Consider the following 24,030-nt stretch of genomic DNA (forward strand, 5'->3'; position numbering starts at 1 on the left):
GACTGTTCGTGGACGAATGAAGACGGAGACCAGATGTGAGGCGTGTCGCCGGCATCGACGTGGGAGGAACCTTCACCGACCTGCTCATGACCGAGCAGGACGGGGCGGGCGTGGCCGTCAAGCTTGCCAAGGTGCCGACCAGCGCGGCGAACCAGGCGGTGGGCGTGGTCAAGGCCATCGAGGCGGCCGGCGCGAGCCCGGCGGACCTCGATCTCATCATCCACGGTACCACGGCCACCACAAATGCCGTGCTGGAACGCAAGGTGGCGAAGGTCGGACTGATCACGACGGCGGGCTTCCGCGACATCCTGGAACTGGGGCGTCGCACACGCCCGCGCGCCTACGGCATGACCGGCACCTTCGAGCCGCTGATCGAGCGCCCGTTCCGCCGCGAGGTGGCGGAACGGATGAACGCTCAAGGGCAGGTCGTCACACCGCTCGACGAGGCGGCGGTCCGGCGGGAGGCCGAGGCGCTGGCCGCGGCCGGCTGCGAGGCGATCGTCATTCACTTCCTGCATTCCTACGCCAATCCGGCCCATGAACTGCGCGCCGGCGAGATCGTCGCCAGCATCTGGCCGAACGGCTACGTGACGCTCGGCCACGCGCTTCTCTCCGAGTATCGCGAGTACGAGCGTGGTACGACGGCGAGCGTGAATGCCGCCGTGCAGCCGATCCTCGACCGCTATGTGCAGCGGCTGCAGGGCGACCTGTCGGCCAGGGGCTTTGCCCGCGACCTGCTCGTCATGAACGGCAATGGCGGCACGGTGCCGGCGACGCTGGTGGCGCGCGAGGCGGCCAAGACCGTCATGTCCGGACCCGCATCGGGGGTCATGGCGGCAGCGGCGACGCTCGCCCAGTCGGGCCTGACAAACGCCATCACCTATGACATGGGCGGCACCTCCACCGACGTTGCGCTGATCCATGGCGGCGTGCCGGAGGTCTCGGCGGAACTGACCATCGACTACGGCCTGCCGATCCACCTGCCCATGGTGGATGTGCGCACGGTCGGCGCCGGCGGCGGCTCCATCGCCTCGGTCAACACGGCGGGCATGCTGCAGGTCGGTCCGCATTCGGCCGGTTCCGAGCCGGGACCGATCTGTTACGGGCGCGGCGGCACGCGCCCGACCATCACCGACGCCAACCTGATCCTCGGCCGGCTGGACCCCGACCGCCTGACCGCCGTGCAGGCCAAGGTCTCGCTCGACGACATCCGTGCCATCTTCGAGCGCGATCTCGCCAGCCCGCTTGGAATGGGCATCGAGGAGGCGGCAGCGGCCGTCATCCGCCTAGGCAACGTGCACATGTCCGGCGCCATCCGCATGGTGTCGCTGTCGCGCGGCTACGACCCGCGCGATTTCGTCCTGTTCGCCTTCGGGGGCGCAGGCCCGCTCCATGCCGTGGCGCTGGCGCGCGAGCTCGGCATTCCCGAAGTGCTGGTGCCAGCCCGGCCCGGCCTGACCAACGCGCTCGGCTGCCTTGTCGCCGATCTCCGGCAGGACCGGGTCAACACGGTCAACAGGCCGCTCGACCAGGTCGACATGGACGAGGTGAAGCGGCTGATGACCGCGCAGCGCGACAGCGCGCTGGCCGTGGTGGAGGAAGAGAAGGCCGAGATCGAGGAGACGGTGGTCATCCACGGTGCGGACATGCAGTTCCGCGGCCAGACCCATCTCATCCGGGTGCCGCTCGCCTCGCCCAAGGTCACGCGCGAGACGATCCAGCAGGCGTTCGAGGCAGCCTATTTTCACCGCTTCCAGGTGCGGCTGCCGGAAATCCGAGCGGTGCTCGTCAATCTCGTCACCTCGGTGATCGGCAGGCGCAAGGCGTTCCCGCTCTCCGCCCTGCTCGACCCTGCCGCCCGCAAGGGCAGCGCGGAAGCGGCCGTCATCGGCGAACGGCAGGTCCATGCCGATGGGCGCTGGTGGGAGGCGAAGGTCTACGCGCGCGAAGCGCTTCCCGTCGGGGCGGCGATCACCGGCCCGGCCATCGTGCAGCAGATCGACGCGACGACGGTGATCGAACCGGGCGCGGTCGCGACGGTGGATGCCATCGGCAACCTGAGGGTGAGGGTATGAACCTCCATTCCCTACCGACCGAAGCCAAACCCCTCGACGCGCTGACCCTCGCCGTCATCCAGGCCGGGCTCCAGCAGGTCTGCAACGAGATGGACATCGCCTTCTCGCGCTCGGCCTTCTCCCCTGTGATCGCCGAGGCCGATGACCGCGCCGACGGCATCTACGACCGCGACACCGGTGCGCTGATCTCTCAAGGCGAGTTCGGCCTGCCGGTCTTCGTCGGCACCATGCAGCACTCGACCGGCCACATCATCCGCCTGATCGGCGAGGGCAAGGCGGGGCGGCCAGAGCCCGGCGACATCTATATCGTCAACGACCCCTATCTGGGCGGCACGCATCTCATGGACGTGCGCTTCGCCAAGCCCGTCTTCGTCGCGGGTCAGCTGTTCTGCTGGCTGCAGAACACCGGCCACTGGCCGGATATCGGCGGCATGGTGCCGGGCGGCTTTTCCGCGCATGCGACCGAGGTGGAGCAGGAGGGCCTGCGGCTGCCGCCGGTGAAGCTGTTCAAGCGCGGCGAGATGGACGCCGAGATCTTCGCGATCATCTCCTCGAACATCCGCATCGCCGACCAGCGCATCGGCGACATCAAGGCCCAGGCGGCGGCCTTGCTCGTGGGCGAGACCCGGCTGATGGACCTCGTTGCGAAATATGGCACCGCGACCCTGGACGAGGCGATCGCTCAGATCCGGGCCCGCTCGGCCGAGCGCATGCGCGCGGAGATCCGCGCCATTCCGGACGGCATCTACCGGTCCGAGAGTTTCGTCGATTCCGACGGCGTCGTGAACGTGCCGCTACGCATCGCGCTCACGCTGACGAAGTCCGGCGAGACGATGCAGTTCGATTTTTCCGAGTCGTCCCCGCCCTGTCAGGGGCCGATGAACTCGGTCTTCGCCACGACCTGTTCCTCGGTCTATCTCGGCGTGAAGCACATCTTCCCGGACGTGCCGATCAATTCCGGCGCCTTCGAGCCTCTGACCATCCTCAAGCCCGAGGGCACCTTCCTCGATGCGCAATATCCCCGCCCCGTCTCCGGCTGCGCGGCCGAGGTGTCGCAACGTATTGCGGAAGCGGTGTTCCTTGCGCTGGTGCAGGCGATCCCCGCCAGGGTGACGGCAGCGCCCGCCGGCACGTCCGGCAATTTCGCGCTCGGCGGGTTCGATCCGGCGAAGAACGCGGGCTATGTCATGTACCAGATCACCGGCGGCGGCTATGGCGGCAATGCCGGCCATGACGGACTGACCAATGGCTGCTCGACCATCGGCATTTCCAAGACCGCGCCGGTCGAGGTGATGGAGCAATATTATCCGGTGCTGTTCCGCCGCTTCGCCCTGCGCGAGGGCTCGGGCGGCGCCGGCAAGGCGCGCGGCGGCTTCGGCGTCCACTACGAGGTGGAGCTGCTGCGCGGCGAGGCCCGCGCCTCCTTCGTCATGGATCACGGCCGTTTCGGCCCGCCGGGCGTGCTCGGCGGCAAGGACGGCGCACCGAACGTCGTGAAGATCCACCGGGGCGACCAGACGACGATTCCCGAGCACCTGTCGAAGGACCAGGGCCTCGCCATCCGTGCCGGCGACCGCGTCGAGGTGATGACGCCGGGCGGCGGCGGCTATGGCGACCCGGCGAAGCGCGATCCGGCGCTCATCGCCCGCGATGTTTCGCGCGGCTACTACACGGCGGCGCAAGCCGAGGCGCTGTGGGGATGGAGGGGGTGATGAGGCATTCCCGAACGGTTGCGGTTCCCTGCCCCACCCGCACCCGCACCCCCATGACGTTGCGCGCCCGCACCTCTCCCCGGCGGGGAGAGGTCGGCGCGGAGCGCCGGGTGAGGGAAACAATCCCCCGATTGCGGTCTCCGCTCCCCCTCACCCGACCTTCGGTCGACCTCTCCCCGCCGGGGAGAGGTGAGACAGGCGACGGGCTCACGCCTTGCACACGATGGGCCATGCCATGACCCGCTATTTCCGCCCGACCAGCCTCGCCGAGGCCCTCGACATCCGCGCGACGCAGGACGTGACGATCCTTGCCGGCGGCACCGACGTCTATCCGGTGCGCACGGCCCGCCGCGCCTGGGGCGACCCGGCTCACAAGGACGTTCTCGACATTTCCGGACTGCCCGGCCTGAAGGGCATCACGGAGGAAGCCGGCCACTGGCGCCTCGGCGCGCTGACAACCTGGAGCGACCTCGCGCGGGCCGACCTTCCGCCCCTGTTTGACGGCTGGCGCCGCGCCGCCCGCGAGGTCGGCGGCGTGCAGGTCCAGAATCTCGGCACGCTCGCGGGCAACATCGTCACCGCCTCGCCGGCCGGCGACGGCATCCCGAACCTGCTCGCGCTCGATGCCGGGGTGGAACTGGCCAGCCGCTCGGGCACGCGCACCCTGCCCTATGCCGCATTTGCCACCGGCTATCGCCAGACGGCGCTGAAGCCCGACGAGATCGTCACCGCCCTGATCGTGCCCAAGCTGGGCGGTGCCCGCTCCGTCTTTCTCAAGCTCGGTGCCCGCTCCTATCTCGTCATCTCCATCGCCATGGTCTCGGCGGTCATCGCGACCGATGCTACCGACCGTGTCACGGCCGCGCGCATCGCGGTCGGCGCCTGCTCGGCGGTGGCGCAGCGCCTGCCCGCGCTTGAGGCCGCGCTCGCCGGCCGGCCGCTTTCGACCGCCGCGAACCTGGTCGAACCCGGCCATTTCGCCCCCCTCACCCCCATTGACGACGTGCGCGCCTCGGCCGCCTACCGCCTCGCTGCCGCCGAAGCCCTGGTGCGCGACGCGCTCGGCGCGCTTGTCTCAAGCGATGCCCGGAGGGCCGCCTGATGCTCGACCGTCCCTCGCCCGCCACCCTCACTCTCTCGGTCAATGGCGCCGACCGGCCAGTCGCCGCCAACCCCTTTGCCAGCCTCGCCGACACGCTGCGCGAGGGGCTCGGGCTCACCGGCACCAAGATCGGCTGCGATGCCGGCGATTGCGGCGCCTGCACCGTCCTGATGGACGGCGAGCAGGTCTGCGCCTGCCTCGTGGCGACCGCGCAGGCGGAAGGCCGTGCCATCACCACCATCGAGGCCGACGATCCGCTGATCGGCCGGCTGCGCGCCACCTTTCTCGCGGCCGGCGCCGCCCAGTGCGGCATCTGCACGCCCGGCATGATCATGGCGGCCGCCGACCTCCTGTCGCGGACCCCCAACCCGTCCCGGCAGCAGATCGAGGACGGCATCGGCGGCGTCCTGTGCCGGTGCACCGGTTACATCAAGATCATCGAGGCCATCGATGCGGTGGCACGTGGCGCCAACAGCTTCGCGCCGGTGGCCGAAGCCGGCGAGGCGGTGGGCGCGCGCATTGTCCGCGCCGACGGCCTCGCCAAGGTTCGGGGCACAGACCGCTTCGGCGCCGACTTTGCGCCGGCCCATGCGCTGTGGCTGCGCGCCGTGCGCTCTCCCCATGCGAGGGCACGCTTCACGCTTGGCGACCTCGACGCCGTGAAGGCAGCTCATCCGGGCCTTGAGGCGATCCTGACCGCCGCGGACATTCCGGGGGAAAACTCCTTCGGCATCTTCCCCACCCTCAAGGACCAGCCGGTGCTGGCGCCGGGCTTCGTGCGCTATCGCGGCGAGGCGGTGCTGGCGCTGGTCGGCACGCGCGAGGCCGTGGAAGGCCTTGCCGATGCCGACCTGCCGATCCGCTGGGAGATCGAGCCGGCGCTGATCGGCGTCGAGGCGGCGCTGGCGGACGGCGCGGCGCCGCTGCACGCCAGCATCCCCGACAACGTGCTGACCCGTGGCCATCTCGAATGCGGCGACGTGGCCGAGGGCCACCGGCTTGGAGCGGCGACCGTCGAGGGCCGGTTCCGCACCGGCTTCGTCGAACATGCCTATATCGAGCCGGAGGCGGGCTATGCCATCCGCACGAGAGCGGGCTCGAGTGAAGCGGGACCCGGTTGGCTTGAAGAAGGCGCGTGGGACGACGCGTCCGACCGGATTGAAGTGACAGCCTGCACGCAGGCCGCCGTCATGGACCAGGAGGAGGTCGCCCGCGTCGTCGGCGTGCCGATGGCCCAGGTGCGCATCGTGCCGACCGCCTGCGGCGGCGGTTTCGGCGGCAAGCTCGACGTCTCCATCCAGCCGCTGGTCGCAGCCGCCGCCTGGCTCCTGAAACGGCCGGTGCGCATCGTCTATTCGCGCACCGAGAGCATGGCCTCGACCACCAAGCGGCACCCCTCGCGCATCCATGCGCGGATGTCCGCCGACGCCGGGGGCCGCTTCACCGCCTATGAGATGACCGGCGACTTCAACACCGGTGCCTATGCCTCCTGGGGGCCGACGGTTGCGAACCGCGTGCCGGTCCATGCGACCGGCCCCTACAGGGTGCCCCATGTGCTGAACCGCACCCGCGCCGTCCACACCAACGAGGTGCCGGCCGGCGCCTTTCGCGGTTTCGGCGTGCCGCAGGCGGCACTCGCCGGCGAGACGCTGATCGACGACCTCGCGGCCCGTCTGGGCATCGATCGCTGGCAGATCCGCCGCCTCAATGCCATCGGCCATGGCGATCGGACCGCCACCGGCCAGGTGCTGCATGCCTCCGCCGGCCTTCCCGAGTGCCTCGATGCGGTGAAGGCCCACTATGACGCCATGGTCGCGGCCGCCGGGGCGCACAACGCGACGGGCGGGCGCATCGCCCGCGGCGTCGGCGTCGCCTGCATGTGGTACGGCTGCGGCAATACCTCCATGTCCAACCCGTCGAAGATGCGCATCACGCTGGCCGCCGACGGCCGGCTGACCTTCCTCAACGGGGCCGTCGATATCGGTCAGGGCTCGTCCACCGTGCTCCTGCAGATCGCGGCGGACGCGCTCGGCCTGCCGACATCCGCCTTCGACTTCGTCATCGGCGACACCGACCTGACCCTGGATGCCGGCAAGACCTCGGCCTCGCGCCAGACCTTCGTTTCCGGCAATGCCGCCAAGCTGGCGGGCCTCGACCTGCGTGCGAAAGTGCTGGCGCTCGCCAATGCCGGACCGGCGGCCCGGCTGAAGCTGGAAGGGGCCTCGCTGGTGGTGGAGGACGGCGAGGCGAGCCGGCGCATCGACCTTGCCGCGCTGGCCGCCGACGGGGCGGGCATCGTGCTCGCCGGCGAGGGCGAATACGACCCGCCAACCACCACGCTCGATGCGAAGGGACAGGGTATTCCCTATGCCACCTATGGCTTTGCCGCGCAGGTGGCGGAGGTGGAGGTCGACCGCCTGCTCGGCACGGTGAAGGTGAAGCGCATCGTCGCCGCCCACGATGTCGGCCGCGCGATCAATCCGACGCTGACCGAGGGCCAGATCCACGGCGGCATCGCCCAGGGCCTCGGCCTCGCGCTGATGGAGGAATATCTCCCCGGCCGCACCGAGAACCTGCACGACTACCTGATCCCCACCGCCGGCGACATGCCGGAAATCGCCATCCACCTGATCGAGGATCCGGAGCCCGAGGGCCCGTTCGGCGCCAAGGGCGTCGGCGAGCCGGCGCTGGTGGCGACCGCGCCGGCCATTCTCGGCGCCATCCGCCACGCCGTCGGCGTGCGGATGACCGAGGTGCCGGTGCTGCCGCACAAGCTGTGGGAAGCCATGCAGATGAGGGAGGCGGCGGAATGAGGGTTTGTCTCGCAACCACTCACGCTTTCGCTTTCTGTCATCCCCGGCCGAGCGCAGCGAGGGGAAGGGGATCCAGACCTATGCCTCTTTCGATCCTTCATCCCCTTCCATGCCTGGACCCCCTTCCCTCGGCCTTCGGCCTCGCCGGGGGCGACGGGCGGGCGCCACGGTCAAGGTTCCTGAAACGGAGGTCACCATGACCGCCACTGACCAGCTCTCCATCGCGGCACGCTCGAAAAAGTTCGGCGCCGACGAGGGCGACGGCATCCTGCGCTGCGATGCCTGCCCGGTGCTCTGCCGCATCCGGCCGGGACGCTCGGGAGCCTGCTCGCGCTATGCCAACGAGAACGGACAACTGGTCCGCACCGACCCGGTCGTACTGCTGGCGAAGACGGTCGAGGACGGCGGCAGGCTGGTCGAGTTCGGCAAGAACGAGTGGGACGGCCAGGTTCTCGACCCCAAGCGCACATTCGTGACGGCAATCGGCTCCGGCACCACCTATCCCGACTACAAGCCGGCGCCGTTCATCGTCTCGGCCGAACATGCGGGCGTCGATACCGTCACCGTCGTGACCGAGGGCATCTTCAGCTATTGCGGCGTCAAGGTGAAGATCGACACCGACCGGCACCTCGGGCCGGAGGCGGCGCCGATCCGTGTCAATGGCGAGCAGGTCGGGCATGTCACCACCGCCGAATACGGCTCGCAGATGCTCTCCATCGGCGGTGTGCGACACCTGACCGGCGGCTCCAAGAAGGAGGGCAACGTCACCTGCGACACCATGCTGAAGCTGTGCGCGGGCGAGGCCGTGACCCTGACCATCGACGGCGGCCACGAGGTGGTGGTCGCCGCGAACCAGGCGCCGATCGTCGACGGCAAGCCCGAACAGCGGATGCGCGTCGGCTGCGGCTCGGCGACCGTCGGCATCTTCGCCAAGCAGTGGCTCGGCCATGTCGACGAGGTGATCGTGGTGGACGACCACATCACCGGCGTGCTGACCGAGCACCAGGCCGGGCGCGTGCTGGACATGAAACAGGCCGGCATCCGGGTGCGCGGGCGCAAGTCCACGCCCGGCCGCTATTTCCAGGTCGCCAATCCCGGCATCGGCTGGGGCGGCACCGATATCGAGGACCCGCTGTCGATCATCCAGAAGATCGATCCGGAAACCGCCTGGCCAGGCCTGCGCCTGCTCATGACCTCCACCACCGGCGAGCATTTCCTCTATTGCGAGCTGGACGACGATCTCGTGCCGGTGCCCGCACCCATTCCCGAAGCGGTGATGAAGGTGGTCGACCGGATCGGCGAGAACTGCGAGCCCTCGCTCTGCACCGTGCTGTTCATGGCGGGCGCCGGCGGCTCGCTCAGGGCCGGCGTCACCGAGAACCCCGTGCTGCTGACGCGGTCGGTGGCATCCGGCGAGACGCGCGTGACCATGGGCGGCGCACCGGTCTATCTGTGGCCGGGCGGCGGCATCACCGTCATGGCCGATGTCACGCGCCTGCCGAAGAACGCCTTCGGCTATGTGCCGACGCCGGCCATCGTGGCCCCGATCGAGTTCACCCTGCCGCGCACGCTCTATGAACAGCTCGGCGGCCATGCCGGGGATATCGTCTCCATCGGCGACATCCTGCGCGACGTGGCGCCGGGCGCCCGCATCGACCGCTGGCGCGACGACAATCCCTGGCCTTTCGCGGAGCGAGACGCATGACAGTCAAGCGCGCGGCCCGCGCCCGGCCTGTGGACAGGCCCTATGTGCTCGAGGACCAGATCGGCTTCCTGGTCCGGCGCGCCCACCAGCGCGCCACCTCCATTTTCGACCAGGTGATGGACGGCTTCGAGGTGACGCCGGTGCAATATGCCGCGCTCGCCAAGCTGCATGATCTCGGGCCGACATCGCAGAACCAGCTCGGCCGCCTCGTCGGCATCGACCCCGCGACCATGTTCGGGGTCGCGGGCCGGCTCTCCAAGCGCGGGCTCGTCTCACCCTCGGTCGATCCCAACGATGCACGTCTGGTGGTGCTGGAACTGACCGCGGCCGGTCGCGAGATCGTCGAGGCCATGAAGGGGCGCGGCCCCGAGGTGACCGCGCGCACGCTGGAGCCGCTGAGCGAGGAGGAGGCCGAAACGCTGCTGGCGCTGCTGGCCCGGATCGGCTGAGGCTATGGCTTGGCCGGTGTCCCTTCACGGCGTTCCGGGGCGAACCCTCGCCCGTCATCCCCGGCCGGGCGCAGCGAGGGCAAGCGGATCCAGCCGTTCCGTTCCACGCCGACCCATTCCGATGGCCACCCTTCCCTCGCCCTGCGGTCTCGCCGGGGGTGACGGGAGGAGCAGCCTTTTGGCCTTGTTCCGACACATGGCGGGGACAAGGCCATGAACGCTCCCTCCGTCCAGCGCCTCGACGGCGACCGGCTGCACCTGCAGCACGGGCCGATCGATGTGGTGCTGCGCGCCTGGGGGGCCAGCGCCGCCGTACGGGACGCCTATGAGGCGGTCGTCGTGCGGTTCGCCACGATCCTGCCGGAGCTTGCCGGCGAACTGACCGAACTCAGGAAGCCGATGGGTGCCCGCCCGCAGGTCGAAGGCCCGGTGGCGCGACGCATGGTCGCCGCCTGCCGGCCGTATGGCGGACGGTTCGTCACGCCGATGGCTGCGGTGGCCGGCGCGGTCGCGGACGAGCTTCTCGAGGTCATGGTCGAGGCCGCGCCGCTCGACCGGGCCTTCGTCAATGACGGCGGCGACATCGCCATCCACCTGACCGAGGGCGAGACGATGGAGATTGCGGTGGCGGCCGATTTTGCGCGCGGCCCCGTTCCCGCCCTCAATGGCCGGATCACGCTGACCGACCGCGACCGGATCGGCGGCATCGCAACCTCAGGCGCGCAGGGCCGCTCCTTCTCGCTGGGCATCGCCGATTCGGTGACGGTGCTGGCACGCGATGCCGCGGCTGCCGACGTGGCAGCGACCCTTGTCGCCAATGCCGTCACCATCAACCATCCGTCCATCGAACGCCGGCCGGCCCGCGATCTCGATCCGGACAGCGATCTCGGCGACCATCTCGTGACCACGGCCGTCGGCCCGCTGCCGCGCGAGGCGGTGCTGGCGGCGCTGGAGGCCGGCCGCGTTCAGGCCGAACAGTTCCGCCTGCGCGGCCTCATCCGCGACTGCGCCCTCACGCTGCGCGGCGAGACCGTGACGCTCGGATCGACCAGACTTCCCAGGGAGACGACCCAATGACCATCGACGTGCGCAAGATCGTCACCGGCGTGGAGGAGGTCCGCCACGATGGCGGGCCGAAGCTCGACAGGCCGATCCTCAAGGGCTGGGTCGCCGTGGTGCTGAGGAACCCGTTCGCCGGCCGCTATGTCGAGGACATCCAGCCGATGATGGACGCGCTGAAGCCACTCGGCCTCGAATGCTCGACGAAGCTGCTGGCTGCGCTCGGCGGCGATACGGCCGCGATCGAGGCCTATGGCAAGGGCTCGCTGGTCGGCGCGGCCGGGGAGCTTGAGCATGGCGCGCTCTGGCATGTGCCCGGCGGCTATGCCATGCGCGAACTGCTCGGCGAGGCTCTGTCCATCGTGCCGTCCATGACCAAGGTCGGCCCGATGGGGGCCATCCTGGACGTGCCGATCCACCACCGCAACGCGGCCTATGTCCGCTCGCATTTCGACGGCGTGACGCTGATGGTGCAGGACGCCCCGAAGCCCGACGAGATCCTTTTCGCGCTCGCCATGACCACCGGCGGGCGCCCGCATCCGCGCATGGGCGGACTGACCCAGGAGGGCATTTCCAAGCGCGACGGGCAAAGGTGAGCTGAACCCTGGACGCCCGCAATAGTTGCATATCATGCGGAAATTCCGCATGATATGTTATGGTTTCATCGCTCGCCTTTGACTGGCATGACGGCAAGGCTGCTTCGAACCTGAAGAAGCACGGCTTCAGCTTTCATGAGGCCGTTGATGTTTTTGCCGATCCCGAACGGATTGATTTTGACGTCACGCGGGCGTTGGACGGTGAGGACCGAAGAAAGACGGTTGGCAACTACGATGGGCGGCTGATGACGGTCGTCTACACGCGGCGCGGCTCGAACCACTGGATCATCTCCGCAAGGCGCGCCAATCGGACGGAGGAGCGACGCTATGGTCAAGGCTAGGCTGATCGTTGACCCGATAAATCCCCCGAGGATGTCGGCCGAGACCCGCGCTCGTCTGGACGCCATGACGCCGGAGGAGATCGAGCAGAACGCGATCGACGATCCTGACAATCCGCCATCGACCGAGGAGGAACTCGACCGCGGCGTCACCGGCCGGCGCGTGCGCCTCCTGCGCCGGTCGATCGGCCTCAGCCAGCCGGAATTCGCCGCGCGCTATCGCATCAATCTCGGACGGCTGCGCGACATCGAGCAGGGACGCACCATGCCCGACAGCGCCTTCCTCGCCTATATCACCGTCATCGAGACCGAGCGGGAAGCCGTCGACCGGGCGCTGGCTTCCTAGCGGGCCGGCGGCGGCCGGGCGTCACTGCGCGAGCTGACCGAGCGGCATTTCCATCGACACAACCAGGCCTTCCGGGTTCCAGTCATGGACCACGGTCAGACCGAGCTGGCTGGCTGCAACGCGCTGCGACAGCATCGTTCCGAACCCGGTATGCTTGGGCGCCGCCGCGATGCGGGGGCCGCCCGTTTCGGTCCAGACGATCCGCAAGGCATCGCCTGCGGTCCCGATTGCGATCCGGACATGGCCGGCCGGCGCAGACAGCGCACCATATTTCGAAGCGTTGGTCGCCAGTTCGTGGACGATCAGCGCAAGACCGGTCGCCGTGCGCTGGCCGATCGCCGGGTCCTCTCCCTCGAGGGAGAACCGGTCCGTGCCGTGCGCCTCGTAGGGGCTGAGCAGTTCACGCAACACGCCGCGGATGGTGCCCGGCTCCCGGCTGCCAGGGTCGCCGGCCGGATCGGGCATCACGTAGCGATGGGCCCGACCGAGCGCATCGATCCGGCCGCGAATGCCCTCGGCATAGGGTCGCGCCTCGGGGAAACTGCGGCTCGACAGCGTGACGATGGCGCCGACCACGGCAAAGATGTTCTTGATGCGGTGCGCGAGTTCCTGCGCGATGAGTTCGCGCTGCTCCTGCGACACCTTCAGCTCGTGCACATCGGTGCAGGTCCCGTACCAGCGTACGATCTGCCCGTCAGGGCACCGGACCGGCTGGGCGCGGCCGATCACCCACCGGTACTGCCCGGAATGATGTCGCAGGCGGTATTCGATGTGGTAGGGCTCGCCGGTCGCAAGGCAGCGACGCCAGGTTTCCCACGCCCGTTCCTGATCGTCGGGATGGAACATGCCGTTCCAGGCCTCGCCATCGGTCGAGCCGGCTGGCACGCCGGTGAACTCGTACCAGCGGTGATTGTAGTAATCGTGGTAGCCGTCCGGCTGCGTCGACCAGATCATCTGGTCGATCGAGTTGACGATGGCCTGCAGGCGCTGCTGGTGATCGAGAAGGTCGGCGCGTGCCGCCGCCAGCGTCCACTCCGCCGATTTCCGCTCGCTGATGTCGCGCGAGATGGTCGACAGCCGCGAAACCGTGCCCTCTTCGTCGAAGATGGGTGCCACGGAGACATCCCACCAGCGCAGCGTGCCCTTGGCGGTGGGGCAACAGGCTTCGAACCGGGTGGGGCGGCCCTGGCGTCCCGCCTCCACCGCGGCCCGCACCTGATCGGCCGATTCATCAGGCCAGAGGTCCCACCAGGGAACGCCCGCAACCTGGGAGAAATCGTCGATCTCCATCAGGCACAGGCCGTTGGTGTTCATGAAGCTCAGGCGGCCGTCCAGTTCGACCAGCTTGATGCAGTCAACGGAGGCCTCCAGCACCGAGCGCAGAAAGTCGCGGCTGTCCGGCAGGGCCAGGGCAACCGAAGACGTCATGAGTGGCCTCGGCTCCGGGCCGGCCTGAATCCGTGTATCCATGCGCGACGTCTGCCATCCATCCTGACCGGCCTGCCCGATGGGCAACGCAACCGGGTCGCTCCCAGCGAGCACAGCCTGCCCGCATAGCATGGTGACCCTGGACCCGATGTGTCTTTTGCAACGATTGTGTCTTTTGTAGAGAATGTGGCGTTTGCAACGCATCTGTCTTTTGCAGCGAATGCATCTTTTGCAACGACTGTGGCCGCCGGGACAATCGTGCGCCTGCGCGCACCAAAGCCTCAGAAGGCCCGCCGGAACGAGAAAAGCGCGCTATCGGGGTCGCCCCGGCCGGTGATGAGGCCGCGCAGGATCTGCGAGGCCATCATCGAGAAGGTGATGCCGTTGCCGCCATAGCCCAGCACCGCATAGCAGCCGGCAAGATTTGGAACCGATCCGATCGAGGGTGTCCCCGTGCGGGAGGCGCCGAAGCTGCCGCACCAGGCGTAGTCGGCCTCGGTGTCGATAGCCGGCATCAGCTTCGACAGCTTGGCGCGGATGACCTCGACCTTCTCAGCCAGCAGGGCGTCGCGCCGTTCCTCGTCGACGAAGTCCTCGTCCTCGCCGCCGCAGATGATGCGCCCGGACGGATCGCTTCGCAGGTAGAGATAGGGTTCGGAGGCCTCCCAGATGAACGGCAGGGCCTTCGGCACCGCGCGTAGCTGGGGCCGGGTGGCCAGGCAATAGGTCGAGACGATGCGGTGACCCTTGCGCGGCACGCCATGCGGCAGTTCGTAGCCGGTGGCGAAGACCAGCGTTCGGGCCGTGACGACCGGGCCTTCTCCGGTGATCGCGGAGACCGTTCCTTCACCCGGTTCGACCTTGACCACCTCCGTCGGCGCATGAAGCCGCGCGCCGCGATCGAGTGCGGCCCGCAGGAACCCGGCCGCCAGCCGGCGCGGATCGGCCGCAAGGTTCCCGTGGCCGAGAATGGCCGCGCGCCGGTCGAGGCCATAACGTTCGCCGACCTCGGCCCCGGTCAGGAGGGAGACCTCGAAGCCTGCGCGCCTGCGGGCCTCCGCCTCGCGTGCCAATCCGTCTGCGTCGAGGCCATTGCCTTCGAGATAGAGCGTGTCACGGATCGCGAGGTCGGCCGATATCGCCAGGCGATCGGCGCGCTCGCGCAAGGCATCGAGCGCCAGCTTGGAGCGGCGCCAGATCCGCTCGGCGCGGTCAAGGCCGATGCGCTCGGCCAGTTCGCTGAGGGGCGTGTCGATCTCGTATTGCAGCAGCGCGGTCGATGCCGGCGTCGATCCCAGCAGGGGGCCGCGCCGGTCCATGATCACGACCTTCAGGCCGGCCTCGCCGAGCGCTTCGGCCACCATGGCACCCGAGATGCCGGCACCGACCACGACGACGTCGGTGTCGACGTCGCGGCGCAAGGGCGCGCAGGGTATTGCGGCCAGTGGCCGGGACATCCACGGAGACCGCCCGGTTCGCAGGTCCCGTCCCCGCGTTGCAGCCATGAGATACGCCTCGCACCGGCTCCGGGCCGGCAGCGATGCCGGCCACACCACGGAGCCGGGTTGTCAACGCAGAAGGCGGGAAGAAGTTTCCCTCGCCGATCCCATTAACCCGCCGCCGCGGCCTCCCAGCCGGCGCTGGAGCGGGTAAACAGGATGGGCGTCGCGTTGCGGCGCAGTTCGGTGCCGACATCGACACCGGTGAGGGCTGCCAGAACCAGCAGCACGCCGCCATGCGAGACGATGAGCAGGTCGCCGTCCGGATCGTCCTCCAGCGACAGCCAGCGCGACAGGGCATGGCCGGTGCGATGGACGAAGGTTTCCAGGGTCTCGCAGGCCGGCGGGTCCTGCCGCCAGTCGAGCGAGCCGACCGGCGTGCCGAACAGCCCCATATAGAGGCGCTCCTGCAGGGCGCCGTCCGGTTCCGGGAGCATGTCGCGGCCATCGGTGACGACGGCAGCCGTGCGCCAGGCGCGCATCATCGGGCTCGCCACCACCCGCTTCAGCGAGGCAAGCGCCAGGATCGAGGCGGCCTCCGCCGCCTGGGCCTCGCCGGCCGGGTTGAGCGGCGTCTCGGGGAACTGGTAGATGCCCTTTCGGTTGCCCTCCGTCTCCCCGTGCCGGAGGAAGATGAAGCGGCTTAGCCGCGGCCGGAACGGCACGGTCCGGCTAAGGTCGAGGATGGCGTCATAGCCGAGGGTCGGGGCGACCTGGGTCGGTGTTCCGGTGGCCAAGATGGTTCTCCTTCGGGCGCTGGGATGAACGAGACGCGGCGCGATGTCAAAGGGGCGTTGCGGCGCACCTCTCGCCTTCGCCGGCCTGTTCGGCTAGCAAGGCCTCATGTCGAACGCCCGCCCCTCCCTCCGCGACCGCATCCGTGGCATCGAAGCCGGCGAGAGCGCCGTGGCCGCGCATTTCCTCGGCGAATCCGGTGTCCTCGTGCTGGCGTCCGGCGAGGCTGTGGTGACCGCGGACGGCGACAGCCGCGTGACGCTCCACGACGGCGGCGTGCTGGATACGGCGAGCGATGGCAAGGTGCTGTTGTCCGGCGGCGACGATGGCCGGCTGGTGCGCCTCGCGCCCGGCATGAAGCCGGAGATCCTGCACGACACCGGCGGCACCTGGGTCGACAGGGTGGCGCTCGGCCCGAACGGCGCCTTTGCCTGGAGCGCGGGCCGCAAGGCCTTCGCCAGTCAGGCCAAGGGCGAGCCGCGCATGCTGAGCCTGCCCTCCGCGGTCGGCGGCCTGGCCTTCTTCCCCAAGGGGCATCGCCTGGCCGTTGCCCACTATAACGGCGTGACGCTCTGGTATCCGAACATTGCCGGCGAGCCGCAGAAGCTCGAATGGAAGGGCTCGCATCTCGGTGTCACGGTGAGCGCCGACCAGCGCTTCGTCGTCACTACCATGCAGGAGCCGCAGCTCCACGGCTGGCGGCTCGAGGACGGCCAGCACATGCGCATGTCCGGCTATCCGGGCAAGGTCCGCTCCTTCTCCTGGACCCAGGGCGGAAAGTTCCTCGCCACCTCGGGCGCGGCCGAAGCCATCCTCTGGCCGTTCACCGGCAAGAACGGCCCGATGGGCGCCAGTCCGACCATGATCGCACCCGCGGCCAAGGCCGGGATCAAGGTGACCCAGGTCGCGGCCCATCCCTCGTCGCCGGTGGTGGCGGTTGGCTTTGCCGACGGGCTCATCCTGCTGACCCGCATCGAGGATGGCGCCGAGATCCTGCTGCGCGAGCCAGACGGCGATGCGGTGACCGCCATGGCCTGGCGCGCCGACGGCAAGGGGTTCCTGTTCGGCACGGACTCAGGCGCTGCAGGGATCGCGGCGCTCTAGACCGGGCGCCAGTCCATCGACCGGCGGGACATTGCCGGTCCGCCGACCGGCCTCGGCTGCGTCACGGTGCTGGCGGCTCCACGGCGGGCTCCGCCTCATTGACCTGCAGCCGGTTCGCCACCCAGCCAAGCGTCGGCCCCTGGATCAGGCTCGAGAGCACCACGACGAAAAACACGATGTTGAAGATCGTCTGGGCACTTTGGACACCCGCGACGATCGGGAAGGTCGCCAGAACGATGGGCACCGCTCCGCGCAGACCCGCCCAGGAGACGAACAGCTTCTCCCGCCAGCCATAGTCCCTGAAGGGCGCAAGGCAGATGAAGACGCTGACGGGCCGCGCGACCAGCATCAGCACCGCCGTTATCGCCAGTCCGGGAACGGTCACGGCCTGCAATTGTGCGGGAAAGACGAGCAGGCCGAGGGTGAGGAACATGACCACCTGGGCGAGCCAGGCGGCGCCATCCTGGAACAGGGAGATGGTGCGCTTGCCGGGAAACTCCCGCGTGCCGGCCACGATGCCGGCGAGGTAGGCGGCAAGGAAGCCATTGCCCTTGAGCATGCCGGCGAGGCCGTAGCTGAGCAGGGCCGCCGCCACCGAGACAACCAGGGCAAGGCCGCCGACCTGCAGCCTCAGGCGCCGCAGGATCACGACCATGCCGAGGCCCACGCCCAGACCCGTGACGGCGCCGACCGCCATCTGGATGGCGAACTCAGGGACGAGGGCCGGCACCTGCGTGCCCGGCACGGTGATCAGCAGCAGCGCCGCGCCGACGAGGAAGACCGCCATGGGATCGTTGGAGCCCGATTCGAGCTCGATCAGGCCCTGCACCCGGCCGTTCAGCGGCAAGCCGTGCGAGCGCATGATCGCAAACACGGCCGCAGCATCGGTCGAGGCGACGACCGCGCCCAGCAGGAAGCCCTGAAGCAGCGAGAAGTCGAGCAGGACGATGGCCGCGGCAGCGACGATGCCCGCGCTGATCACCACGCCCAGCGTGGCGAGAACGGCGGCCGGCAGCGCGCCGCCGCGGACCGCCTTCCAGTCCGTGTCCAGCCCGCCCGAGAACAGGATGAAGACGAGGCAGGCGACCCCGATCATCTGCGCCGCCAGGTAGTTCTCGAACTGGATGCCGCCCGGCCCGTCTGAGCCGGCCAGCATGCCCAGCGCCAGGAAGCCGATCAGCGCCGGCAGGCCGAAGCGGCTCGACAGGTTCCCGGCCAGGACGGTGAGAAGCAGCAGAAGGCCGAGACCGAAGAGCAGGAGTTCGGGAGTGAATGCAAGCATGGCACCCGATATGCTGTCTGGTCCCTCGCCGGGCAAGTCAATTGCCCGGCAGAGGTCTCCTGCGCGGCCGGGCGTGAAATCCGCTAGCCGCCCGGAGCCTCGACCGGCGGCGGCGCCGGCGGGGCGCGTTTGACGCCGATTCCCAGCGCATGCTGGTAGATGCGGCCGATCAGGATCAGCACGAGGCCGAGGCCGATGAAGGACAGCGCCCGCCACAAGCCGGTGAGCCCCGCCATGTCGATCAGGAAGACCTTGACGACGGCGAGGCCAACCAGCGCGGCCGAGGCAAATCGCAGGGTACGGCTGCCGAACCGGGCCCCGGCCAGCAGCAGCGCAATGCCCATGACCAGCCAGACCACCGAATAGGCATAGAGTTCGCCGTCGCCGATGCCGTCAGGCGCAACCTCGCCGCGGAACAGCATGGCCACCGTGATGTTGAAATAGATGAACAGCATGGCCAGTCCCATCAGGCCCATGACCCGCATCTCCATGCGCCGGCCGGCCTGCCGCTCGAACCAGGCCGCGATGCCGGCGAGGACTGCGCCGACGCCATAGCCGAGGAAGGCCCAGTTGATGACAGGGTGCGGCCCGACGGAGGCCCAGGTGAACCACGGGTTCATGGCAAAGCCCATGACGGCGACGATCCAGGCCCAGGAGCCATAGCGCACGATCAGCACCGCGTTCTGCCAGAGCAGACCCGGCCGGAAAGCGGCGAGCCGCGACAGGCCGATGCCGAAGGCGAGGATCGTGACGGTGTGGGTGGCCGCCTCCGGAAAGCGCATGGGCGCGGCGAACAGCCGGAGGCCATGGGCGCCGAAGGCGTGGCGCACCTGGACGATGACCAGCAGCGCGGCAAAGACCATGGCCAGCGCCTCCAGGATGCCCACCGGCACATCGGCGCCGCGCCGGCGGCGCAGCAGGATGGCGGCGGCGGTTGCGGTCAGGACCGGCAGGCCGTAGCCGGGCAGAAGCCAGTTGAACACGAGCGTCTCGCCCACTCCGGCGCCGTTGATGGCCGGGTCCCACAGCACGCGCGCCAGCACGCCGATGCCGGCGAGTGCCGCAACCCAGCGCAATTGCGGCAGCGGGCGCAGCGTATAGACCCAGGCAATGCCGGCCACCATCAGGGCCAGCGCCAGCGTCAGCCAGGCGCGCTCCAGCAGCAGCGTCAGCGCGATGGCGAGCGCCGCCAGCGAACCGATGGCATAGATGGCGGAGGCCGAGGCGAGACCCGGACGGTGCCCGGAGCGCAGCCGGTGCGCGGCCTCTGTCGCGGCGCCGAAGCTTGTCGCCAGCACCATGGCGAGCGCGGCAAAGCGCACGGAAACGACGAAGCCCTCGATCTTGCCATAGGCGATGGCGAGCACGCCGATGGGCACCAGTACCGAGGTCGTCGCGAGCACGATGACATTGAGCGCCGATCGCTGATGCCGGAACACGGCAAGCGCGGCAGAGCCCAGCCCGAAGATCAATGCGATGGCGGTGCCCGCGGTCACCAGCCGGGCGAGCACCTCCGGGAACGGCTCGGGGATGGCCAGCAGGTCGGCGGTCGGCGCCGAGGGCCTGACGCCGGTCGCCCAGGACAGCAGCACCAGCAGCGACAGCAGGCCCGCGGCCGGCACCGCCGCCGTCACGCCCGGCGAACGGGCGGCAAGGCCCAGCACGGCGAGGCAGGCGACGATGAACAGACCGAGTGCGGCCGTCTCCTGCCGGCCCTCCATCACGGCGATGGTCGCCAGCAGGGAGAACCCGATCAGCACGGCGCTGGCCAGCGGGTCGCTGCCGCGCTCGTGGGCCGGACCGAACCAGATGCCGGGCACCAGAAACACCGCCGCGGCGGCAAGGCCCGCCAGGGCCTGGATCAGGCTCGGCAGGGCGGTGGTGCCGAGCGCCAGCATGGACACCGTGCCGAGCCCCACCGAGGCGATGGTCGCGGCAATCGCCAGCCAGGACCAGGAGCGGATCCAGGCCAGCGCGAAACAGGCCGCCGTGATGACCGCCGCATAGAGCGGAAAGGCATAGGGGCTCGGCTCGGGGCTCGCCACGAGGAAGGGCGCGGCAAAGGCCGCAATCAGCCCGATGGCGCCAAGCAGCGGCCCGTGGACGCCAGCCAGAACCAGCGTGCAAAGGCCGACGGCCCCGAGGGCGATGAAGGCCGACGCCGGCCCGATGAAACCGTAGAGCGCATGGGCGGCATAGACCGTGCCGAAAGCGACGACCGCGCCGGCTCCGGTCACGGCCGAAGGAATGTCGGCGACAGGAAGCGTCGGCAGGCCCCGGTCGGAGCGGCGCAACCATTCGCCTCCCGCCAGCAGCACCAGCGCGAAAAGCGCGCCGAGAGCGATGCGCAGGCCGGGGCCGATCAGGTCCTGTTCGATGGAATAGCGCACCAGGAAAATGCCGCCGAGGCCAAGCGCCAGCGCACCCAGCCAGACCGCCCAGCGCGAGCCGATGGCCTCCTCGAGGCCGCCGAGGCCGGAGGCCGGCGGGACCGGCGGCGGAGCCTCGGGAGGAGCGCCGGCGGCGGCCGGCGCATCGGCGTCAAGGGGATCGATGGCCTCCAGCGGCCGCTGGCTGGTGACCTTCGGCACGAGGCCGCGGGCCGGCGCCGTCGCCGCCTCCATCGGGTCCGGCTCGGCCGGCGGAGCATCGGTCGCGACCGCTGTCTGCCAGTCGGGCACCGGCGTCTCGGGCGCCTGTGCCGTCTCCGCTCCGGGTCCGGTGGCCGGGCCGGAAGGCAACGGCGCGCCACGGACCACCGCCTCGCGCAGCAGGGCGAGTTCGGTCTCGGAACTGGCAAGGCGAAGTTCGGTCGCATCCAGCCGGCGCTTCAGATCGCCGGTGCGCACCATCGCGACGATGGCCATGACCGGCGTCGCCAATACCAGCGCTGCCGCCAGCAGGATGCCGAGAACAATCTCCATCACCTCACCAACTCCCCGATTCGCAGTCCAGGCGGATCATCGCCCGGAACCGGCGGGTGGGGATAAGTCGCCCGGCATGTTTCGGTGCGATGGCACGCGCCGGGCCCGGCTTTTCTGGCTTTGACCCGTCAGCGCGCCAGTTTCAGGGCGAAGGGATCTCCTTCATAGGCATCGCGGCCGCGACCGATGGACTGGATCGCCTCGACCATCCTTCCGCGCCGGCCGAGCATGCCGTCGGCGATGGTCACCAGCCGGATGTTGGGCGTGGCAGCAGGACTGAGCCGGCGGATCTCGGCGGCCAGCGCCGCCTCGTCGCGCTGCGGATCGACCGCGCAGGCGGTGATGAAGGCCGCCGCCGTCGAGCGGCTGATGCCCGCCCAGCAATGGACCACCAGCGGGCTGGACGGGGCATGGCCGCGCCACCATTCGTCGACGAAGCCGAGCAGGCTCTGCACATGCGCCTCGGCGGGGGCGACATAGCCGTCCATCGGCATGACGATGTCGTTCATGCCGAGGAACAGGTGGTTTTCGGGGCGCACCGGGGCCGGGCACAGCACCGGCGTCCCCTCGTTGATGAGGGTGACGACATGGCGGGCGCCGGTGGCTTGCACCGTGGCGCCGAGCCGGGCGAGCGAGCAGACATGAACTTCCACGAGGCCTCCCGGAGTTCCAGCACGACCCATCATGCCTCAACACCGATTCGGTGACGAGACGACAGCATTACGCAGGCTCAGCCGGCGAGGTCGGCAAACCGCGCGAGATAGGCGCGCCCGGCCGGCTCGGTCGCCATCGGCTCCAGCGCCGGCGGCAGGCCGCGCGACCCGCCGAACACGCCGGCCGGCCGGCCGAAAATGCCGTCCGCCTCCTCCGGCGCGAAACCGGCCAGTTGCGTCGCCTCCAGATAGGCCGCCACCCGGTCGGCCTTCTTGATCAGGGCCGTGACGGCGGCCGGGGCTGTCGCCGGCAGACCGAAGCGCAGGTGGATGGCCGCCATCAGCCTGGCCTCCACGGTCTTGTAGTCGCCGCCGATCACCGCCTTGAACGGCGAGATCATGTCCCCGATGACATATTCCGGCGCATCGTGCAGCAGCACGGCAAGGCGCCAGCGCCGCTCCAGGTCCGGTTCGAGACGCAGCGCGATGTCTTCCACCAGCAGGCAGTGCTGGGCGACCGAGAAGACATGCGGCCCAGTGGTCTGGCCGTTCCAGCGGGCGACACGGGCAAGACCGTGGGCGATGTCCTCGATCTCGACGTCCAGCGGCGAGGGATCGAGCAGATCGAGCCTGCGGCCGGACAGCATGCGCTGCCAGGCCCTTGGCGGGGCGGTGCGGGAGGAACGTGGAGACATGCCTGCCTTTTGGCCGGTTCCCGACAGGCCGGCAAGGGCGTTGGCGGGCCCGCGTGCCCTGCCCTGTCAGCAGGAGGGATCAGCCGCTGCCCCCCTGCCCTCCGGCGCACCGGGCGGCTATCACAGGCCCGAACGGGAGGCGCCGGATGCGGACACTCAGACTGGGGGCAGGCTCGGGCTTTGCCGGCGACCGGATCGAACCGGCGGTGGAACTGGCCGAGAAGGGCGAGATCGACGTGCTGGTGTTCGAGTGCCTGGCCGAGCGCACCATCGCGCTGGCCCAGCTCGCCCGTCTCGCCGATCCGCAGGCAGGCTTCGACCCGCTGCTGGAACGGCGGATGCGCGCCGTGCTGCCGGCTTGCTCCGCCCGCTCCATCCGGATCGTGACCAACATGGGCGCGGCCAATCCACTTGCCGCCGCCCGCCGCATCGCCGCGATCGCCGCCGGGCTCGGTCTGAGGCATCTGAGGATCGCGGCCGTCACCGGCGACGACGTGACCGACCCGATCCGGACGAGCGATGAAGTCCTGCCCGAGACCGGCCTTGCCGCCCGCGCCATGGCCAACCGCATCGTCTCGGCCAATGCCTATCTCGGCGCCCGTCCCATCGCCGAAGCACTGGCCGCGGGCGCCGACATCGTGGTGACCGGCCGCGTCGCCGACCCGGCCCTGTTCCTCGGACCGCTGATCCACGCCTTCGGCTGGGCCGAGGACGACTGGGAGCGCCTCGGCCGCGGCACGGCGGCGGGCCATCTGCTGGAATGCGCCGGCCAGATCACCGGCGGCTATTTCGCCGATCCCGGCACGCCGCAAAGCGAGGGTCTCGATGCGGCGAGCCTTGCCCGGCTCGGCTTTCCCATCGGCATCGTGGGCGAGGACGGCTCCGTCACCATCACCAAGGTGGCCGGCTCCGGCGGTCGCATCACGGCGGCGACCTGCAAGGAGCAGTTGCTCTACGAGATCCATGACCCGGCCGCCTATCTGCAGCCGGACGTGGCGGCTGACTTCTCCGGCATCCGGGTGGTCGAGCAGGCGCCGGACCGGATCGCCATCGAGGGCGCCGGCGGCCGGCCGCGTCCGGACAGCCTGAAGGTCTCGGTCGGCTATCGCGACGGCTATATCGGCGAGGGCCAGATCTCCTATGCAGGTCCCGGAGCCGCCGCGAAGGCGAGGCTCGCCGGCGCCATCGTCGCCGAGCGACTGGCGCTGACCGGACTGTCGTTCGAGGAACTGCGTACCGACCTCATCGGCATCAATTCCACCCATGGGGCTGCGACACCCCCCGATGCGCCGGAGCCCTACGAGGTGCGGCTCAGAGTGGCCGGGCGGACGGCCGACATGGAGACGGCGCAGCGCATCGGCGAGGAGGTGGAGACGCTCTACACCAACGGACCGGCCGGCGGCGGCGGCGTGATGAAGGCCGCGCGGCCGGTGATCGCGGTCGCGACCGCCTTCATCGACCGCACGGCCGTCCATCCGGCGATCACCTTCGTGGAGGCCGTGTCGTGACCCGCCG

19 protein-coding genes are annotated in these 24,030 nt (G+C 69.6%); 12 read left to right on the forward strand and 7 right to left on the reverse strand.

Translation table 11 applies throughout. The features are described from left to right. The first annotated feature begins 35 nt into the window (after positions 1-35). The 10 genes from ACTIFS_RS05995 to ACTIFS_RS06040 all read left to right on the forward strand — a co-directional run bounded on the left by ACTIFS_RS05995 (position 36) and on the right by ACTIFS_RS06040 (position 12,195). Entirely contained in the window at positions 36-2,075 is a 2,040-nt protein-coding gene (locus ACTIFS_RS05995) for a hydantoinase/oxoprolinase family protein (RefSeq protein ID WP_439573151.1), read from the forward strand. Then, positions 2,072-3,787, forward strand: coding sequence for a hydantoinase B/oxoprolinase family protein (locus ACTIFS_RS06000; protein WP_439573152.1), 1,716 nt, complete (start codon positions 2,072-2,074; stop codon positions 3,785-3,787). Before ACTIFS_RS05995 ends, ACTIFS_RS06000 begins: the two co-directional genes overlap by 4 nt. Positions 3,788-4,022: 235 nt before the next feature. Next, positions 4,023-4,889, forward strand: coding sequence for an FAD binding domain-containing protein (locus ACTIFS_RS06005; RefSeq protein ID WP_439573153.1), 867 nt, complete (start codon positions 4,023-4,025; stop codon positions 4,887-4,889). Next, the gene (locus tag ACTIFS_RS06010) at positions 4,889-7,702 is read left to right on the forward strand and encodes a molybdopterin-dependent oxidoreductase (RefSeq protein ID WP_439573154.1); all 2,814 of its coding nucleotides are present in this window, start codon (positions 4,889-4,891) and stop codon (positions 7,700-7,702) included. The genes ACTIFS_RS06005 and ACTIFS_RS06010 overlap by 1 nt, the downstream gene beginning before the upstream one ends. Before the next feature lie 196 nt (positions 7,703-7,898). Beyond that, positions 7,899-9,407 (forward strand): 6-hydroxynicotinate reductase, encoded by a 1,509-nt coding sequence (locus ACTIFS_RS06015; RefSeq protein ID WP_439573155.1) that lies wholly within the window; start codon positions 7,899-7,901, stop codon positions 9,405-9,407. After that, the gene (locus tag ACTIFS_RS06020; protein ID WP_439573156.1) at positions 9,404-9,856 is read left to right on the forward strand and encodes a MarR family winged helix-turn-helix transcriptional regulator; all 453 of its coding nucleotides are present in this window, start codon (positions 9,404-9,406) and stop codon (positions 9,854-9,856) included. Before ACTIFS_RS06015 ends, ACTIFS_RS06020 begins: the two co-directional genes overlap by 4 nt. A gap of 213 nt (positions 9,857-10,069) precedes the next feature. Next, positions 10,070-10,933, forward strand: a complete 864-nt coding sequence (locus ACTIFS_RS06025) for a UPF0280 family protein (protein ID WP_439573157.1) — start codon at positions 10,070-10,072, stop codon at positions 10,931-10,933. Next, entirely contained in the window at positions 10,930-11,511 is a 582-nt protein-coding gene (locus ACTIFS_RS06030; protein ID WP_439573158.1) for an amino acid synthesis family protein, read from the forward strand. The genes ACTIFS_RS06025 and ACTIFS_RS06030 overlap by 4 nt, the downstream gene beginning before the upstream one ends. Positions 11,512-11,570: 59 nt before the next feature. Continuing rightward, entirely contained in the window at positions 11,571-11,852 is a 282-nt protein-coding gene (locus ACTIFS_RS06035; RefSeq protein WP_439573159.1) for a BrnT family toxin, read from the forward strand. Between the two features lie 31 nt (positions 11,853-11,883). Then, positions 11,884-12,195: a helix-turn-helix domain-containing protein gene (locus ACTIFS_RS06040; protein WP_439573160.1), complete on the forward strand. Its 312-nt coding sequence runs from the start codon at positions 11,884-11,886 to the stop codon at positions 12,193-12,195. A gap of 21 nt (positions 12,196-12,216) precedes the next feature. Here ACTIFS_RS06040 and ACTIFS_RS06045 read toward each other — a convergent pair whose 3' ends face one another. The 3 genes from ACTIFS_RS06045 to ACTIFS_RS06055 all read right to left on the reverse strand — a co-directional run bounded on the left by ACTIFS_RS06045 (position 12,217) and on the right by ACTIFS_RS06055 (position 15,859). Then, a complete protein-coding gene (locus tag ACTIFS_RS06045; RefSeq protein WP_439573161.1) occupies positions 12,217-13,623 on the reverse strand; it encodes a PAS domain-containing protein in 1,407 nt (468 codons plus the stop codon). A gap of 281 nt (positions 13,624-13,904) precedes the next feature. Further along, the gene (locus ACTIFS_RS06050; RefSeq protein ID WP_439573162.1) at positions 13,905-15,080 is read right to left on the reverse strand and encodes an NAD(P)/FAD-dependent oxidoreductase; all 1,176 of its coding nucleotides are present in this window, start codon (positions 15,078-15,080) and stop codon (positions 13,905-13,907) included. 152 nt (positions 15,081-15,232) lie between these two features. Further along, positions 15,233-15,859 (reverse strand): histidine phosphatase family protein, encoded by a 627-nt coding sequence (locus ACTIFS_RS06055; protein ID WP_439573163.1) that lies wholly within the window; start codon positions 15,857-15,859, stop codon positions 15,233-15,235. Positions 15,860-15,965: 106 nt separating this feature from the next. Here ACTIFS_RS06055 and ACTIFS_RS06060 point away from each other — a divergent pair, with 106 nt between their 5' ends. After that, positions 15,966-16,961 carry a WD40 repeat domain-containing protein gene (locus ACTIFS_RS06060; RefSeq protein WP_439573164.1) on the forward strand — a complete coding sequence of 332 codons (996 nt, stop codon included), beginning with the start codon at positions 15,966-15,968 and terminating at the stop codon, positions 16,959-16,961. Between the two features lie 61 nt (positions 16,962-17,022). On the opposite strand, the gene ACTIFS_RS06065 is transcribed toward ACTIFS_RS06060, so the two are convergent. The 4 genes from ACTIFS_RS06065 to ACTIFS_RS06080 form a co-directional block, all read right to left on the reverse strand. Beyond that, complete coding sequence (locus ACTIFS_RS06065) at positions 17,023-18,243, reverse strand: potassium/proton antiporter (protein WP_439573165.1); 1,221 nt, start codon at positions 18,241-18,243, stop codon at positions 17,023-17,025. A gap of 83 nt (positions 18,244-18,326) precedes the next feature. Further along, positions 18,327-21,167, reverse strand: coding sequence for a DUF2339 domain-containing protein (locus ACTIFS_RS06070; protein WP_439573517.1), 2,841 nt, complete (start codon positions 21,165-21,167; stop codon positions 18,327-18,329). Positions 21,168-21,295: 128 nt separating this feature from the next. Further along, positions 21,296-21,820: a tyrosine phosphatase family protein gene (locus tag ACTIFS_RS06075; protein ID WP_439573166.1), complete on the reverse strand. Its 525-nt coding sequence runs from the start codon at positions 21,818-21,820 to the stop codon at positions 21,296-21,298. 77 nt (positions 21,821-21,897) lie between these two features. Continuing rightward, positions 21,898-22,515: an HD domain-containing protein gene (locus ACTIFS_RS06080; protein ID WP_439573167.1), complete on the reverse strand. Its 618-nt coding sequence runs from the start codon at positions 22,513-22,515 to the stop codon at positions 21,898-21,900. A 146-nt stretch (positions 22,516-22,661) separates the two neighbouring features. Here ACTIFS_RS06080 and ACTIFS_RS06085 point away from each other — a divergent pair, with 146 nt between their 5' ends. Continuing rightward, positions 22,662-24,023, forward strand: a complete 1,362-nt coding sequence (locus ACTIFS_RS06085) for an acyclic terpene utilization AtuA family protein (RefSeq protein ID WP_439573168.1) — start codon at positions 22,662-22,664, stop codon at positions 24,021-24,023. Positions 24,024-24,030 lie beyond the last annotated feature (7 nt).

It is taken from the genome of Phreatobacter sp. (assembly GCF_051860605.1).
Lineage (GTDB): Bacteria > Pseudomonadota > Alphaproteobacteria > Rhizobiales > Phreatobacteraceae > Phreatobacter.